The organism is Paenibacillus helianthi, from assembly GCF_001909055.1.
Classification (GTDB): domain Bacteria; phylum Bacillota; class Bacilli; order Paenibacillales; family Paenibacillaceae; genus Paenibacillus_AQ; species Paenibacillus_AQ helianthi.
Window position 1 is genome coordinate 37,173 of record NZ_LVWI01000033.1, and the last position, 16,302, is coordinate 53,474.

Annotated in this window: 15 protein-coding genes and 1 pseudogene; 3 read left to right on the forward strand and 13 right to left on the reverse strand. The window is 52.9% G+C overall.

The genetic code is table 11. The annotated features are described in order from the left end of the window. Window positions 1–2: 2 nt before the first annotated feature. The 4 genes and pseudogenes from A3844_RS09235 to A3844_RS09255 form a co-directional block, all read right to left on the reverse strand. Entirely contained in the window at window positions 3–254 is a 252-nt protein-coding gene (locus tag A3844_RS09235) for a YneF family protein (RefSeq protein WP_074107254.1), read from the reverse strand. A 129-nt stretch (window positions 255–383) separates the two neighbouring features. After that, a pseudogene (queG, locus tag A3844_RS09245) lies at window positions 384–2,151 on the reverse strand (tRNA epoxyqueuosine(34) reductase QueG). Between the two features lie 18 nt (window positions 2,152–2,169). Continuing rightward, window positions 2,170–2,787 carry a signal peptidase I gene (gene lepB / locus A3844_RS09250; protein WP_083606774.1) on the reverse strand — a complete coding sequence of 206 codons (618 nt, stop codon included), beginning with the start codon at window positions 2,785–2,787 and terminating at the stop codon, window positions 2,170–2,172. A gap of 243 nt (window positions 2,788–3,030) precedes the next feature. Then, window positions 3,031–3,450, reverse strand: a complete 420-nt coding sequence (locus A3844_RS09255) for a GNAT family N-acetyltransferase (RefSeq protein ID WP_074086822.1) — start codon at window positions 3,448–3,450, stop codon at window positions 3,031–3,033. A 591-nt stretch (window positions 3,451–4,041) separates the two neighbouring features. On the opposite strand from A3844_RS09255, the gene A3844_RS09260 reads away from it, so the two are divergent. After that, window positions 4,042–4,650 (forward strand): superoxide dismutase, encoded by a 609-nt coding sequence (locus A3844_RS09260; protein WP_074086821.1) that lies wholly within the window; start codon window positions 4,042–4,044, stop codon window positions 4,648–4,650. 125 nt (window positions 4,651–4,775) lie between these two features. Here the strand turns inward: A3844_RS09260 and mutY are convergent, their stop codons facing one another. Both mutY and acpS read right to left on the reverse strand, forming a co-directional pair. Beyond that, on the reverse strand, window positions 4,776–6,065 hold the full coding sequence (gene mutY / locus A3844_RS09265) for an A/G-specific adenine glycosylase (protein ID WP_074107256.1): 1,290 nt from the start codon (window positions 6,063–6,065) through the stop codon (window positions 4,776–4,778). Window positions 6,066–6,101: 36 nt separating this feature from the next. Further along, the gene (acpS, locus tag A3844_RS09270; RefSeq protein WP_074102716.1) at window positions 6,102–6,500 is read right to left on the reverse strand and encodes a holo-ACP synthase; all 399 of its coding nucleotides are present in this window, start codon (window positions 6,498–6,500) and stop codon (window positions 6,102–6,104) included. A 232-nt stretch (window positions 6,501–6,732) separates the two neighbouring features. Between acpS and A3844_RS09275 the strand changes: the two genes are divergently transcribed. Continuing rightward, window positions 6,733–7,551, forward strand: a complete 819-nt coding sequence (locus A3844_RS09275; protein WP_074107257.1) for an alpha/beta hydrolase family protein — start codon at window positions 6,733–6,735, stop codon at window positions 7,549–7,551. A gap of 75 nt (window positions 7,552–7,626) precedes the next feature. On the opposite strand, the gene nadE is transcribed toward A3844_RS09275, so the two are convergent. The 3 genes from nadE to A3844_RS09290 form a co-directional block, all read right to left on the reverse strand. Next, a complete protein-coding gene (gene nadE, locus A3844_RS09280; RefSeq protein ID WP_074107258.1) occupies window positions 7,627–8,436 on the reverse strand; it encodes an ammonia-dependent NAD(+) synthetase in 810 nt (269 codons plus the stop codon). Between the two features lie 118 nt (window positions 8,437–8,554). Beyond that, window positions 8,555–8,989 carry a BrxA/BrxB family bacilliredoxin gene (locus A3844_RS09285; RefSeq protein ID WP_074086816.1) on the reverse strand — a complete coding sequence of 145 codons (435 nt, stop codon included), beginning with the start codon at window positions 8,987–8,989 and terminating at the stop codon, window positions 8,555–8,557. A 107-nt stretch (window positions 8,990–9,096) separates the two neighbouring features. Continuing rightward, entirely contained in the window at window positions 9,097–10,830 is a 1,734-nt protein-coding gene (locus A3844_RS09290) for a two-component system sensor histidine kinase NtrB (protein WP_167374658.1), read from the reverse strand. Window positions 10,831–11,042: 212 nt separating this feature from the next. On the opposite strand from A3844_RS09290, the gene A3844_RS09295 reads away from it, so the two are divergent. Next, window positions 11,043–12,314, forward strand: coding sequence for a BaiN/RdsA family NAD(P)/FAD-dependent oxidoreductase (locus tag A3844_RS09295; protein WP_074107259.1), 1,272 nt, complete (start codon window positions 11,043–11,045; stop codon window positions 12,312–12,314). A gap of 336 nt (window positions 12,315–12,650) precedes the next feature. Here the strand turns inward: A3844_RS09295 and A3844_RS09300 are convergent, their stop codons facing one another. The 4 genes from A3844_RS09300 to A3844_RS09315 form a co-directional block, all read right to left on the reverse strand. Further along, window positions 12,651–13,496, reverse strand: coding sequence for an anti-sigma factor (locus A3844_RS09300; protein WP_074107260.1), 846 nt, complete (start codon window positions 13,494–13,496; stop codon window positions 12,651–12,653). Further along, window positions 13,489–14,070, reverse strand: coding sequence for an RNA polymerase sigma factor (locus A3844_RS09305; protein WP_074086813.1), 582 nt, complete (start codon window positions 14,068–14,070; stop codon window positions 13,489–13,491). The genes A3844_RS09300 and A3844_RS09305 overlap by 8 nt, the downstream gene beginning before the upstream one ends. A 99-nt stretch (window positions 14,071–14,169) precedes the next feature. After that, a complete protein-coding gene (locus tag A3844_RS09310; RefSeq protein ID WP_167374659.1) occupies window positions 14,170–15,438 on the reverse strand; it encodes an ABC transporter permease in 1,269 nt (422 codons plus the stop codon). Further along, on the reverse strand, window positions 15,417–16,190 hold the full coding sequence (locus A3844_RS09315) for an ABC transporter ATP-binding protein (protein WP_074102723.1): 774 nt from the start codon (window positions 16,188–16,190) through the stop codon (window positions 15,417–15,419). The genes A3844_RS09310 and A3844_RS09315 overlap by 22 nt, the downstream gene beginning before the upstream one ends. Window positions 16,191–16,302 lie beyond the last annotated feature (112 nt).

Consider the following 16,302-nt stretch of genomic DNA (forward strand, 5'->3'; position numbering starts at 1 on the left):
GGTTACTTGCCTTTACGGCCTTGTCTTTTGCCCGCCGCTGATGCACGTCCCGGCTGATTATTGTTCTTCATCATCTGTTGGGCACGCTGCATCTGCTTTCCGTTCAAGTTATACCCCATCTGTTTGGCAACCTTCTGCAGCATTTCAGGATCATTCTGCATCGTTGTCATTTGTCTGCGCAGATAATATACCCCGATAAAGAATCCGCCGATCAGACCTACGACAAGCGTAATAATAGGCAATGCAATGTTCATCCAAAGTCCACCTCTTACTCTATTGTCTGCAATGCCGCTCTAGGCACGCGAATCTATCATAGCATTTCAACAACTGGACAGCAATTGGCAAATACAATGCAACAGGTCACTGCAAATACTAAAACTACATTAAAAGAGGTAGGCTCCCATTCCGTCCGCCATGCCGTGCTCCGCCTCCAGCTGCAGCAACCGGCTTTTGATCCCCAGGCCTCCCGCATAACCGACAAGAGCACCACTCGAACCGATGATCCTGTGGCACGGCACTATTACCGGCACAGGGTTGCGGTTATTGGCTCCGCCCACAGCCCGGACCGCCTGCGGATTGCCGATCAGGGACGCAATATCCTTATATGAGGCCGATCCCGCGTATGGCACAGTACACAGTGCTTCCCATACCTGACGCTGGAACACAGTACCACGCATATCCAGCGGGAGTGAGAAACCTCTCAGCTCACCGGCAAAATAGGCTTCGAGCTGCTGAACAGCCTCCGATAATCTGGATGAATCCTGATGCAGCTTGACCTGGCCCATTTGCCCTTTGATCCATTGGCCGATACCTGAAGCGGTATCCCCAAACGTACCGAACTTTATAAGACACAGCCCCGCCTCTGTTGCGCAGAGGGTAAGCGGGCCAACTGGAGAATCCATTTCATCATAAAATACAAACTTCTCCATGCAGGCCGTGTCTGTCATTGTCTCAGTCATGTTCCTGAACCTCCTCCTGCAGCAGGAGCTTGTCCCGCGAGCGCTCAAGCATTTCCCGGACCGTAGTGTCCTCTTCCTCCCGCAGCGCCAGCTTCACTGCCGTAAGCGCTTCTTGGCCTCCGATACGTCCGAGCGCCCAGGCAGCACTCCCGCGCATCTCCGGGCGGGTTTCCTTCAGCAGAATTTCAGTCAGCTTCGGCACAGCCGCAGTCTCCTTGAAGTTCCCGAGCGCGATTACCGCATTGCGCTGAATCGGCTTCTTGCCACGCCAGGCTGCTGAGCTGCTTCCGAACTGTTCCTTGAACTCACGGTTGCTGAGTTCGAGAATTGGCAGCAGCAGCGGCTTGACGATCTCGGGATCAGGCAGAAGCTCGGGACGGTGATCCCAATTCTTCGCCCGGTTCTTCGGACATACGATCTGGCAGGTATCGCAGCCGTACAGCCGGTTGCCGATCTTGGTCATGTATTCATCACTTAGAAAGCCCTTCGTCTGCGTCAAATACGAAATACAGGCCTGGGCATTCAATTGCCCGGGACCCACCAGGGCCCCTGTAGGACAAGCGTCGATACATTTTGTGCAATCTCCGCACCCCTCCTCTACCTGCTTATCCGGCGGAAAAGGGATATTCGTCACCATCTCTCCGAGATATATCCATGAGCCCCATTGGGGGGAGATGATACTGCAGTTTTTACCGCTGAATCCGATGCCCGCCCGCTCAGCGACGGCCCGATCAACCAGCACTCCGGTATCCACCATGCTCTCTAGCTCGGCTCCCGGCACACGCTCCCGGATGAAGCCCTCCAGCTTGGTGAGTGCCTCCCGGAGGACATGATGATAATCCCGCCCCCAGGAGGCACGGGCCAGAATACCGCGCCGTGCACCCGGCTCTGACTTGGGCGGATTTTCCATTTTGGAGGGATAAGCTACAGCTATGGCGATAATGGACATCGGCTGCCCCCCGGACTGCAGGGCCGGGATGGTCCGCTTATCAAGATCCGGCTCCTCGAACCCCGAATCATACCCGTTGTCCCGATGCTCCTGGAGCATATTTTTCAAATATAAAAACGGCTCCGCAGTCGCAAACCCGATATCATCAATACCGAGTTCCGAAGCAGCAGCCATAATTTCAGCTTTGAGACCTTCCCATTTCGAAGGCGGTGGGGCATAGGATGTCTGAATGTTATTGTTCATTACCGCCTTCTCCTTCACTTATAATGCACTTGCCTTGCCAAAGGGCCACCAGATAAACGCAGCCTTGCCGACCAGAAGGTCCTGTGAAACGGCACCAAAATACCGGCTGTCCTTGCTCGCCCCCGCATGCCGGTTATCCCCCATCACAAAATAGGTTCCCTTATCAAGGGTAAGCTGGGCAAAATCCGGGTCTTGTATTTCCGTATCCACATAGGGCTCAGCCTTAAGCTTGCCGTTCACATACAGCTTATGGTTCCGCACTTCTACCTTGTCACCCGGTATCCCGATGACCCGTTTCACCAGGTATTCCTTACGGTCTGGTCCGGTGCTTGGGTCATGAAGAACAATCACATCTCCACGCCCTGGACTGGCAAAGACTAGTGAGATCTTGTTAATAATCAATTTCTCGCCCTCCAGCAGCGTTGGCTGCATGGATTGGCCGATAACCGTTGAGACGTTGAACACAAATATATTGAGCAGTGACATCAATGTGAAAATAACTGCGGCAGTTATGAGCCAATTCCGCAAATCGCGGACCCAGCCCCGTCCCGGTGCAGAGCCAGGCTTCCCGTGGGTAACGGACCGGTATCTCTGCCGGCGGCTCCGCATGAAATCTTCTTTAAGCTCCTGGTTCATAGGCCACCTTCTTGCTTCTCATTGGTCATTCAAGTCCATAACAATAGAAAAGCATATCTCCCGGCCATTTGCAATGGACTGTGGGAAGATATGCTTCAGTATAATAAATCAGACTATGCAAGCACGTACTCAATCCTAAAATAAGCATGTTATCCTATTCATGATCATTGAAGACGTAACCACTGCTATAGTTCTCTACTCTAGAAAATGTTTCCGCTTACGCAGCACCGGAATTAAAGTTCCTTATCCGACAATGCTGAGCTTCCGTACTGACTTGAAGATTTGATCCTCGCCATAACCCATGGCTTCATACAGCGGCAGGGCAAATGAATTATGCTCATCAACCGCTACAAAAATACCACTGACCTTGCGGGCCTGAAACTTGTGTTCCATTGCCGATACAAGACCTCTGCCAATTCCTTTGCGGCGGTAGTCGGGATGAACGGCAATGCGGAAATAGCAGCCGTGATTCTTCTCGATCGTACCAATCAGCGCACCAACAATCTCTCCTTCATCCTCAGCAACAACAATGAGATCGGAATCCCATGAAAGCTGCCTGGAGAAAGGCTCGATAGTGCTCTCGAAACATTCTTCCGATAATGCGGTCTGCAGCAGTTCAGTCACAGGGGTAACGTCGCTTAATTGAAAGGAACGAACGTGCATTCTTTAAATCTCCCTTTTCTATGGCTTAGAATTTAACAAAAAGAAGGAGTTCCCGTAACAGCGTGGAGAGGAAAAAAAGAAAAGCAAAAAATTGCCTTTCGAAGAAGTCGCGTAATCTGTCTTAAGTAGTAGCATTTCATGCGACTAAAGAAGTATTAACCTAATGTTAAACAGTTTATAGCTTCTTTAAACTTCAAAAAACGAGAAATACCTGCTTTTAAGTCTATTAAAGCATACTTTTCTGGCGATATCATCATTTTTCTTTTGAAAGCGCTTGATATAAAGCGTTTACATAGGATATTGTTACAGAAATTCGTTAAATAGGACGTTAAAGCTATGTAAACGTATGCCGGGGGCGGCCCCTTTCGATTTTAACACAGCGTTAACACATGTGGTTAGATTTTCATAGTTTAAACTTTACAAACATTAATGTTTGTTTAATGTTGCATTATTGTTCCAGATACGGTTTAATAATAGTATCTTATCAGGCACATAACCTATAAGGTTCATCGGAAATAAGGGGTTTTGACGTCAAGACCGCCAAAATTCTTTATCTATACAAATTCAATAACACTCAGGAGGGATTTTTCCATGGCATTTCAATTACCGGCACTTCCTTATCCGAACAACGCTCTCGAACCGCACATCGACGCTTTGACGATGGAGATTCACCATGACAGGCACCATAACACATACGTGACGAATCTGAACGCTGCTCTGGAAAAGGCACCCGAACTGCAAGACAAGAGCATTGAGGAACTCCTTACTGACCTGAACGCAGTACCTGAAGCGATCCGCACGGCAGTCCGCAATAACGGCGGCGGACACGCCAACCACACTCTGTTCTGGGAAGTTATCGGACCGAATGGCGGCGGCGCACCAACCGGCGCACTGGCCGCAGCCATCGACAGCGAACTGGGCGGATTCGATAAATTCAAGGAAGATTTCGCTACTGCAGCAACTACCCGTTTCGGCAGCGGCTGGGCTTGGCTCGTTGTTAAGGACGGCAAACTGGCTGTAACAAGCACACCTAACCAGGACAACCCGATCAGTGAAGGCGCAACCCCTATCCTCGGCCTTGACGTTTGGGAACATGCCTACTACCTGAACTACCAAAATAAACGTCCTGATTACATCAAAGCCTTCTGGAATGTAGTCAACTGGGAAGAAGTCGGCAAACGCTACGACAGCGCAAAATAAGTAAAAGCGGCCCCGGTGCCGCTTAGTGCAGTGCAATGGTGCTGCACCTGAATATATGAAAACGGGTACCCTCCTAGATGACGGGTACCCGTTTTTTTGGCTGTATCTCATGTAATATGCGACATTCAACCGTTCACCTGATTGGAATCTTGCTCATCGAAATAGTGATTCAGCAGCTTCAAGAAAACATTGGGAAAGGCGTAATTGGCCATATCCTCACGGTTAATCCATCGTACCGCCCCGCCATCTTCAGGACTTCCGGTGCCGTCTGCGAATGGCTCTACTGATACGCTGTCCGCTGCGTCAGGCAGACCGGCGTCCCCGGCACCCGGGGACAGCACGGCAGCATACGCCGTCCGGCCTTCCGCCGCCAGCGGCAGCGCGCGGACATCCTCTTCCCTGCAGCGGTATACCTGCAGGGTCCACACAATATGGCTGAATGTATGCTCTGCAGCCATCCAGTGCTCAGCAGGCCGGGCGGGAATCCCGGCCTGCCTCAGGGACCGGCGCAGCCGGTCCAGCGCCGCGGCCTCCGGCAGCAGCGCGCCTGCTGCGCCGCCCTCTGCAGGCGGCGCAGGCCAATGCGGCAGCTCCCACATGCGGGCTAAAAGCCCGCTGGATGGCCGCTGCCGGATGAGCACCCGGCCCGCGTGCTCGCCGCAGCCCTCCACCAGGGCCGCCAGCCGCTCCTCGGGGCGCGGCGGCTTGGCCTTGGTCTTGACGGGCAGCGATGTCTCGCAGCCCGCCAGTCGCGCAGCGCAGTGCTCCATCACCGGGCACGGAAGGCAGCGCGGTGATTTCGGCGTGCATACAAGCGCGCCAAGCTCCATCAGCGCCTGGTTGAAATGCGAGGCCTCGCCTTCAGGAATCAGCTCTGCCGCCAGGCGCTCCATGGCAACGCGGGTAGGTCCCTTGGCGATATCATCTTCAATGAGGAAATACCTGGACAATACCCGCATCACATTGCCGTCCACCGCCGGCTCCGGCCGGTTAAAGGCAATACTGAGGATAGCTCCTGCTGTGTAAGGGCCTACGCCTTTGAGGCCGAATACGGCGTCGCGGTCATCCGGAACCTGCCCGCCATACTGCTCTTTCACCTGCCTTGCGGCATGCTGCAGATTCCGGGCACGCGAATAGTAGCCGAGTCCCTCCCAGCACTTCAGCACTTCTTCTTCAGGGGCATCGGCCAGCGACTCCACCGTAGGAAAACGCTCAATAAAGCGGTTGAAATATGGAATCACCGTATCCACTCGGGTCTGCTGCAGCATAATCTCCGAAATCCAGATATAATAAGGATTGCGGTGGCGCCGCCACGGCAAATCCCGTTTTTGACCCTGATACCATTCCAGCAGGAACCGGCTGAAGAATAACTTGGCTTCCTGCTGTGCTTTACCTTGTTGTTCATGTGTTGTCATGGTTATTCTCCTTGCCGTTCATTTATTAGACCCTTTTTATTGGGCCGGCAACCGCTCCACCACAACGAATGTTGAGGCCAAATCGCGGCTGTGCGTAATGGTGAGATGGATGGCATACTCCTGTTCCGGCAGCAGCAGCCGGGCCCATGCCTCAGCCGAGAGCGAGACCACCGGCTTGCCCTGGTCATCCGGCAGAATTTCAATATCCTGAAAGCCCACGGTATGCCCGATTCCGCATCCGAGCGCCTTAACTACCGCTTCCTTGGCCGAGAATCGTCCGGCTATGAACTCCGCTGCCTTCCCGCCCCTTCTTTTGGCCAGTACCAGCTCCTGCCCGGTAAGAATCCGGCGGATAAACCGGTGGCCTAAATTACCATCTGCTATACTTACAATCCGCCCGATTTCCAGCACATCATGTCCGATTCCGTATATCAAAACTTCACGCCCCTCGTGCTCCCGCAGTCATGGACTGCCTCATATTGCCTTCTATCCTTAACCGCGTGCTAATGGTATGATCTTCCTACAGAAAGACTATAATCTCATACTGGACAGAAGTCTTTCAACCTTTGTATGGAGTAGTATAAATTATAGTCTTGGTTCTAGCTTTCTGCTATCTTAAAAGAAAAAGCCGCTGAAGTCTATTTTCGCAAGGAAAGGGAGATGCCCTATGCCCCGTAATTTCGAATTGCCCGCAGGTGAGGATGCTGTCCTGCGTTGTTCCCATTTCCCGTCCCGAGGCAAAGCTAGAAGTCTGGTTGTCATTGCCCATGGCTACAAGGGCTTCAAGGATTGGGGAATGTTCCCTTATACTGCAGAGGCGCTTAGTGATGAGCATGAGGTCGTCACCTTCAACTTCTCGCATGCCGGAATTGGCGAGGATCTGCAGAACTTCACCGAGCTGGAGAAGTTCGCCCGCAACACGGGTCAACGTGAGATCAGAGATTTGGAAATTCTGCTCTCCTACCTCAGCCAGCATCACAAATTTGGAGGTCTGCCCGTATTTCTGCTCGGTCACAGCCTGGGAGGCGGGATATGTCTGCTCTACGCGCTCGATCATCCCGAGGCAATTACCGGCGTGATCTCCTGGAACGGTGTCACTAGTATCGATTTGCTCACAGAAGACCAGAAGCGGGAGATGAGAGCAAAGGGCCGGACCTATGTGCTCAATGGACGTACAGGTCAGCAAATGCCTCTGGATGCTATAATTCTAGAAGACTTAGAACAGCAAGCCGAACGCTACAACATCCTGGATCGGATGAAGCAGGCCAGCTTCCCGGTCGTCCTGATCCAGGGAAGCGAGGATGGGGAGCGGCTGCGCCGCGGTTCAGAACAATTGACCCTTTTACGGCCGGATATTGAATGGTCACAGATTCCCGGAGGCAATCATACCTTTGGCACCGTTCACCCTTTTGCCGGGACTACTCCCGGGCTGGAGCAGGCGATCGATGCTTCCAAGACGTTCATTGGGCGTATTCTGGCGAAGTAGCTAATCACATGAAGAACCGCCGGAGCGGCTGCGATTGGAGGCAGCGGCCCGGCGGTTTTCGATACAACCCCTTTTTCAGATCCCCGGAATCACATTACGCTTATGCGCGGTTCTCCGGTAATAGCTTTCAAGCTTCCTGGCGGCTTCGGAACTGACCGTTTTGCCTTCCAAGTAATCGCTGTTCTCCTCATAGGTGATGCCCAGCTCCGCCTCATCCGTCTGTCCCGGCCATAGGCCTGCTGTCGGTGCTTTGGTAACGATGTCGGCAGGTACACCCAGGAATGCAGCCAGCTGGCGCACCTGACGCTTGTTCAGCGAAGACAGCGGCGTAATGTCCACGGCACCATCGCCCCATTTGGTATAGAAGCCGGTTATGGCTTCGGAGGCATGGTCTGTTCCTACTACCAGCAGATTGTTCTCAAAGGCCAGCGCATATTGCATCACCATGCGTGTTCTGGCCTTCACATTGCCTTTGCCCTGATGGGTGATGTGACGGTGCTGCCCAAGCGATTTCAGGCTGTGTTCTACCTCAAGTGCAATCTCATTGACCGTTTCCTCGATATTGGTCTCCACCTTATGCGTCAATGCAAAGGCCTCTGCTACCGCATAACTGTGCGCGATATCCTCCTGTTCGCCGTAAGGCTGGAACACGCCAAGTGTGATATATTCCTTGCCTTCTCCGGCTGAGAGCTCATCTGTTGCCCTTTTGCACAGACCTGCAGCTACCGCACTGTCTACCCCGCCGCTAATCGCGATTAACAGCCCTTTTGCCCCTGCTTCCAGTATATACGCTTTCAAAAAATCCACCCGTTTCCGGACTTCCGCCTCCACATCAATAGATGGCTTAACACCGAGGGCGGCAATAATCTCTTCTTGCATACTCAAGTACGTACACCCCGATTCACAGCATAGCTGCGGTTATTCTTGCGTATTATTTCCAAAAAAGTCCCGCAGACAACCGGACTTCCGGCAGCCTGCGAGACCGAGTAATGCTGGCATTATTTTATTGACACAAGCGGTTGAATACATCCCTCAGCTCAGCAGCAATTTCAGCAGCCGAACGGTCTTCAACACCATGACGTTCGATGAAGTGAACAAGCTCCCCATCCTTCATCAGCGCAATGGAAGGCGAAGAAGGCGGATACGGTGCAAAATATTCACGCGCTTTGGCTGTTGCTTCTTTCTCTTGGCCGGCGAATACGGTGAACAGGTGATCCGGCAGGATCTCGTTCTGCAGCGCCTGAGCCACACCCGGACGACATTGACCGGCGGCACAGCCGCAGACCGAATTAACAACAACTAGTGAGGTACCTTTGGAGGCAGGAAGAGCTGCTTCCACCTCTTCCGGAGTCAAAAGCTCCTGAAACCCGATGCTTGTCAGATCATCGCGCATGGGCTGGATGGAATCCTTCATATATTGATTAAATGACATGGACATTCAATGCACTCTCCTTTATCCTTAAACTATTTGTCAAAACCGCGTTGTAGCAGGATTCACTAACTTTATTATACATACATACTCTGTGAAAGCAAGCAGAACCGGCCTCACAGTTCTTGGCCGGGAGGGATATCGCTGGAGGGAAAATAAGAGGTTTCCTTTGCGGCGGCAGCTTCCTGGCTGACCTCCTGCCCGTAAGGAAAAGAAATGATAAAAGCCGTACCTTTGCCTTCTTGGGAATCCACTGTAATACTGCCATGATGCCGCTCGGCAATGCTTAGGCAAAGCGGAAGACCGAGGCCGGTCCCCTGACCTTTTGTTGTGTAAAAAGGCACAAATAACTTCTCCAGCTGACTCTGCGGAATTCCGCTTCCCGTATCCTGTATGACCAGCTCCACCTTATCCTCATGGATACGCGTCTCCAGATACAAAACCCCCTTAGGCTCCATCGCTTCCATTCCATTGCGGGCCAGATTAAGGATAAGCTGCTTGATTTCCCTGGAGTTGAGTTGAAGCAGCGGGAGGGACGGACATAATCTCAGCTCCACGCTTTGACCACGGAGATTGGCATCAGCCCAGAGAAGCGGGGATAGTTCTTCTATAATATGATGCAGCTGAACAGTCTCCTTGTTCGATATCCGGCTCTGGGCAAGGGAGAGAAAGTCATTGATAATGCTGTTGGCCCGGTCCAGCTCTTCCATAATAATCTGATAATACGAGTCCATCTCTCCATGGCTTTTTTCCCGCATGAGCTGCAGAAATCCGCGCACCACCGCCATCGGATTGCGGATTTCATGGGTAATTCCCGCCGCCATCTGCCCAACCAGGGTTAGCCGCTCCACATGATCCAGTTCGCTGCGGAATTTCTCTTCCTCGGTCAGGTCCTGGACAATCACAACCCTTCCTCCGGATATGCCCCCCATTCCTAGCTGCAGAGGTGCAGAGAATACATCATAAGTCCTGGAATCATAGTGAAGTTTCTCGTTGTACCGTTGTTTGTGCAATACGTTATCCGCCATACGCTTTAGGATCGGGCTATCCGGCTCTTTGCAGAGAAGCCGCTCTACCCTCCGGCCTAGAATGGCCTCTTTTGTAATCAGGGGATTATGCTGGCGGAAAAGGTTCAGCATACATTCATTCAGTTCGGTTACACAGCCCATATCATCCAGAGACATAATACTGACCGGCACGACATCGGTAATCTGCTGCAGCTTCTCCGATTCCCTTTCCAGCTTCTCAGAGATTCCCTTCATCTGTTTCTGGATCTCCATCCGGTCCCAGGCGGTTTCGATAAAGTAAATAAAGCTGCCGCCCAGGACCACCGAGACAACAAGGTAGAGCACGGCCACACTCACTTCTTGGGATGGGGAATCATACAGGCTGTGCCCATGCATTTTGGGTGCAAGGACAATAAACAGCATGCTCGGAAACAGTACACCCCAGAGGACGGCAATTTTGCTTAGTGTCCCGCCGTTCTTGAACGGTTTCGCCATACCGAACAGCAGCGGATACAGCAGCACCCCTGTGTTCAGCACCAGATTGCTGATACCGGAAGGCTCCGAGAATAATATAGTGCATAGTACAAAAAATATGACCAAGCTCACCCCCGAACGGAATCCAGCGTATAAAACGCCGATGTAAGCCGGTATAATAGCTAAATTCAGATAGATCACACCAAACAGCGTTGTGGACAGAATCATGCAGAATACAATGCTTAGTGCACAACTGATAATCAAAAAGGATTGGTCATCCGGGAATTTCCCGTTCCTTCGAACCATCTGGCTCTGATCAAGCCACCACTGGAACAAGAACAGAAAGGAGCAGGCAGATGTTATTTGCAATAAAATATCCTTTACCTCGTAAATAATTGCAATCACTCCCCAAATTGGACAAATCACCCTATTCCATTTGATTAAATCATAACCTTGCAGTCCTGACAATGGAATTCGCCGTCTCGCACGCGGGGCCTCTGGCCCCGTCGTGGCCGTAATGGTATGATGCCGTTAAGGGTGCACAGTTTGCATCTTGTCTTCATATGTAAAGGAGCAGATTTATGAGCAGTAACTATGATGTAATTATCATCGGAGGCGGACCTTCGGGGCTTATGGCCAGCGTGGCTGCTGCCGGGCATGGAGCGGCAGTTCTGCTGATTGATAAAGGGGCCAAGCTTGGAAGGAAGCTGGGGATTTCCGGAGGAGGGCGCTGCAATGTGACCAACATCAAAGAGACCTCCGAGCTGATCTCCCATATTCCCGGCAACGGCCGTTTCCTGTACAGCGCATTTGACCATTTCAACAATCAGGATATTATCGAATTTTTCGAGAATCTGGGGATTGCCCTAAAAGAAGAAGACAACGGGCGGATGTTTCCCGTATCCGATAAAGCCTCCAGCGTCGTCTCAGCGCTCATCGGCAAAGTGCGAAGCCTTGGTGTGGAGATTATAACCGACAGTCCGGTGACAGAGGTTCTCTATACAAATGGCGCAGTGGAGGGCGTCCGGCTGTCCTCGGGCAAAAAGCTGGGTGCCCGTTCCGTGGTCATCGCCACAGGCGGCAAATCTGTACCGCAGACTGGTTCCACCGGAGACGGATACCCGTGGGCCGAGGCCGCCGGACACACCATTACGGAGTTGTTCCCTACAGAGGTGCCTATCCTGTCGCAGGAGGAATGGATCAAATCCGGAGAACTGCAGGGCTTATCCCTGCGGGATGTAATACTGACGGTCTGGAATCCGAAGGGCAAGCGGGTCATTGCCCACCGGGGCGACATGATCTTCACCCATTTCGGCCTCTCCGGGCCGATTGCGCTGCGTTGCAGCCAGTTCCTGCGGCAGGTTCAGCGCAAATCGGGAACCCACACTGTAGAACTGTCCATCGACCTTTTCCCGGACCTGAACCCGCAGGAGATGGAGGAACAGCTGCAGAACAAGCTGGAGCTGGAGCCGAAAAAGGCCATCCGCAACTCGCTGAAGGGCCTGCTGCCGGAGCGGATGATTCCCTTGCTGCTGGCTAAGACTGGACTCGACGGCGATACTACAGGACATCATCTGCCCAAAACCGGGCTGCAGTCGCTCGCAGCGCTTCTGAAGCGGATGCCGGTTCAGGTGCATGGCACCCGTTCTCTTGCGGAAGCCTTTGTTACTGGCGGCGGAGTTAACCTGAAAGAAATTGATCCCCGGACCATGGGATCGAAACTGATGCAGGGACTGTTCTTCTGCGGTGAAATACTGGATATCCACGGATATACCGGCGGGTATAATATTACCGCCGCGTTCTCCACAGGATATACGGCGGGCATGCATGCGGCCGGGCTGCACGGGGAGTAACCCTCCGCACCTCACTTCCAGCAGATTTGTCTTGAATGTAAAAAGCCAGCCTCCGTTTGCTTAGGAGGCTGGCTTTTGGGGTTTGATCACTTACTAGTAGAGCATCTTACTCTAAACGGCGGATTGAATATAGCCTGATGGAGAGACGATAAGCGCATCACGGTCCGTTAGCCGGTTAAAAGTATCTCTTTCTTGAAAATAAAGGCTTTACGGTCCGTATGGACCGGACTCGCTTCATGTACATGCTCCTCACCGAGCCACAGCGGGTCTGATCTTACTCCCAGAGTTAGAACTGATGCTCTTCTAGTGATCTGAGGGCTTAGCTGCGGGCAGCGGCTACCCTGCAATCTTGGCGATGAGTATTGGCCGCCCTCTGGGCTGCTCACCCTGCCCATCTGGTTCAAGTGTAATCGCCACGGTATCATAGCCCTGGGGATCAAAGGTATAGTACATCGCACCTGTCCCTGCGGAAGACAGGAAGGTTCCGGCGCTTTTCTTAACATCGCCCTTGATCAGCCAGACCTGGAATGCCTCGCTTCCACTAAGTTCAGGCAGCTTCTCCGCCTGTACCAGCAGATGGGTGCCTTTGGCATCAATAACGATTGTCGCGAGGCCCTTGGCCACAATGTCCTGTGCCGCAGGACCAAGCTGGACCACCTCATTTACTTTTAGCTCAGTGGAAGGGGCTCCGGTCAGTGCAAGCTGCTTCTTCAGCCCGCTCACATCCCGCTGCAGGGAAACGGAATAGATGGCAAGCGCTGCTGCAGCTACAGCCAATATAGCGCATGCACCGCGCAAAAGGCTGTTGCGGCTCAACGGAGTTGCCTTCGCTTTTACAGCTGACGGAGAGAAAGGTGTTTCCGGTGCGGGAGCCGGTGGCACTATGGTTTCATGAACACCGCGTACGGTGCTCCGTTCCAGAGCATCTGCAAGAGATGTCTTCTTGCTCTCTTCCACAGCCAGCACCCGGCCCAGCACACGCTCCTTCATTCCCTCCGGCGGTGACACTTCCTCTGAAGCGAGAGGCAGCACATCCACGATCTCTCTCAGCTCTTCCACTACCTTCCGGCAATCCGCACAGCCCGTCAAGTGCGTCTCAAACTCCAGCCGTTGCTCTTCGTCCAGCCCGCCCAGCGCATACAGCTCTGCCCATTCACAGATTTGATTGTCCGCTTCATCCATGGTAGCCTTCCCTCCTTTCCTGAGCCTTAAAATGCCTCTTCAGCTGCTTCAGGGCCAGCCGCACGCGGCTTTTGACCGTCCCCAGCGGAATGTTGTACCTCGCCGCAACCTCTTGCTGCGTCATGCCTCCATAATAAATGGAATGAATGACCTGCAATTGATCACGGCTAAGCTCTGCCAGCACTTCCCGCATGCGCTGGCCTTCCGTTCTCATCTCAACAACCACAGCAGGTTCCAAGGACTCGTCAGCCACGGCATGCAGCGCAGCGTCTTCCACAGGTACTCCCCGGTCCCTGACCGACTTGCGGCGTAGCATATCTACCGCTATATTGCGCGTGAGCGCGAACATCCAGGTTGTCAGCTTGCCCTGGGATTCATCATACCGCTCACTATGCGTCCATACACGCAGAAACAGCTCCTGCACAACCTCCTCGGCTGCCATGGCGTCCTGTACCATCCTGTAGGCAAAGGAGTATATCACCTTTTCATAACGGTCATAGAGGTTTTCCAGCGCCGAGGGTTCCTTGTCTCCAATGCGTTTCATCAACTCTCTGTCATCCAGAGCTTCTGTCATAAGGGAACCCCTCTCATTAATCTCCCTCTATATTAACCTTCGCGGGAAACTTTGAAGAGGATTACTTTTATTCGGAAAAAATCCGGTTTACAGCTGTTATCATTTGGCAAAGCGGAATGCGCTGAACATATTGGCAATCAGATATCCGGCCCCGCCGCCAACAGGAATAAACAGCAGCAGCCCTAGCCAGCCGTACAGCGGCAGACAGATAGCCGCCGAGCACAACAGGGCAAACGGCATCAGCATGAGCGGTAGCGCCTTTGCTCCCGCCTCTGCTTTTTGTTCTTTGGTAAATGGTAAAATCCCAATGTAGTCATCCCCTGAAAACAGCAGCCAGTAGGAAGACAGCCAGTAGGACATTAATGCGATCAGCAGCGCGAAGATCAGCCACTTCAACATAGAAGGAACAATGAATACCGCTATCAATCCCACTCCGGTAAATGACAGATACAGCTTCAAGTGAGACGGATTCCGCACCAATGCCTTGATAGCAGCCGCCGTGAACCGGCTCTCAGGCAGCGTAGACTTCAGCAGCGGCTGCGATTTCCGGAAGATCCACGGCTTGTACCGCGTAGGCCGCGGTTTATCGAGCACCCCGCGCAGCATCAGTGCAGCGATTCTCATCCGCTGCTTGTAGTCTTCGCGCACATCATTCATGAAGGTGCCGCGTAAACGCAAGCGATAGCGGATAGCCCAGGCCGTCACCACCGCAAACAAGGCAGTGACCAGCAGCAGAAGCAGAGGGCTGTCCTTGAAGTACAGTCCGGCCCGGATATAGACGGCACAGGGTACGGTAACCGCAGGAATCAGCCATAACCAGCGGCGGAAGCCCTGCCGCTGGACCTTGACGATATGCCCGAGCAGCTTGACACACCAGCTGCAGGCAATCGTCATGGCAAGCAGTGCCCAGGCCGCGGCCGGACTAACGCTGTAGCCATGGACGATGAAGGGCAGCAGAATGACATACAGCACAGCCATCTTCAGAGCTGTGACTACGAGACTGTACAGCGTTCCCCGCAGCACAATCGTCCGGATCCAGTCCTCCCGTTGCCTGAGGAATAACAGATCCCCTTCCTGCAGCAGCAGAACCAGGCCTCCGGTGGCCACCAGGATTGCCAGCAGGGCGAGAATGATTCCAAAGGGTAAATCTGCTGCCCATGCAGGCAGCTCTTGATTCCAGAAGCCATAATAAAACCGTCCGCCCAGCAAACCGCCTGGAATGATAATATACAGCAGCACCGTCCAGTCCGCAGCTGTACGGATGATAGCAGATTGCTCGCGAAAATGGGAAAACAGCCGCCGCCGGAACAGCTTCCGTGCTGTGGGAAAAGCAAATGCACTTCTGCTCATGTCAGTTCGTCGAAGCAATCAAACAACGACGCCTCCGGCAATCCCGCCTGGGCGCGGATATCTTCCAGTGTCCCCGTTGCTGTCATTCTCCCTCCGGAGACCAGCACGAAGCTGTCACAGATTTTTTCGGCCGTGTCCAGCACATGCGTTGACATCAGCACGCCGGCTCCGCGCTTGCGCTCAGCTTCCAGGAGACGAAGGAAATCTTTGGTCGCACGCGGATCAAGCCCGATGAACGGCTCATCCACAATATAGACATCAGGCTGGACCAGAAAGCCCAGCATCAGCATCATTTTTTGTTTCATACCCTTGGAGAAGCCTGCGGGAAGATCGTTGCGCACCTGATCCATGCCGAACTGGGACAGAAGCTTATCGGCCGTGGCCTCAAAGGTTTCGTAGGACAAGCCATAAGCGGCTGCAGCCAGGTCCAGATGCTCCCACAACGTCAGATCCTCATAAAATACGGGCTGCTCCGGCACGTAAGCATAAGATTTGTTCTCTCCGCCAAGCTTCACCTGGGCTTTGGCATGCTTCAGCAGACCCAGGAGGGTCTTGATTGTGGTGCTCTTTCCCGCTCCGTTAGGACCAATTAAGCCCAGCAACTGTCCTTGCTGTACCTGAAAAGAGATATTGGATATTCTCTTATCGCCTGCTTCATAGCCCGCTTCTTCAATATAGACATCCAGTACAATGTCCCGTTCCATACTTTCCTGCTCATGATCTCCGATTGATCCAAGTTCCTGAACCTGCGGTGCTTCTGTCTCTTCCATACAGCTCTCCATCTCCTAAACCATAATAGCTGGCGCCTATTCACCGCCTGCCGGATACACTCCGGTAATCCGATCATATCACCCTCAGCCACCCTGTACCAGCTTAGTTCGG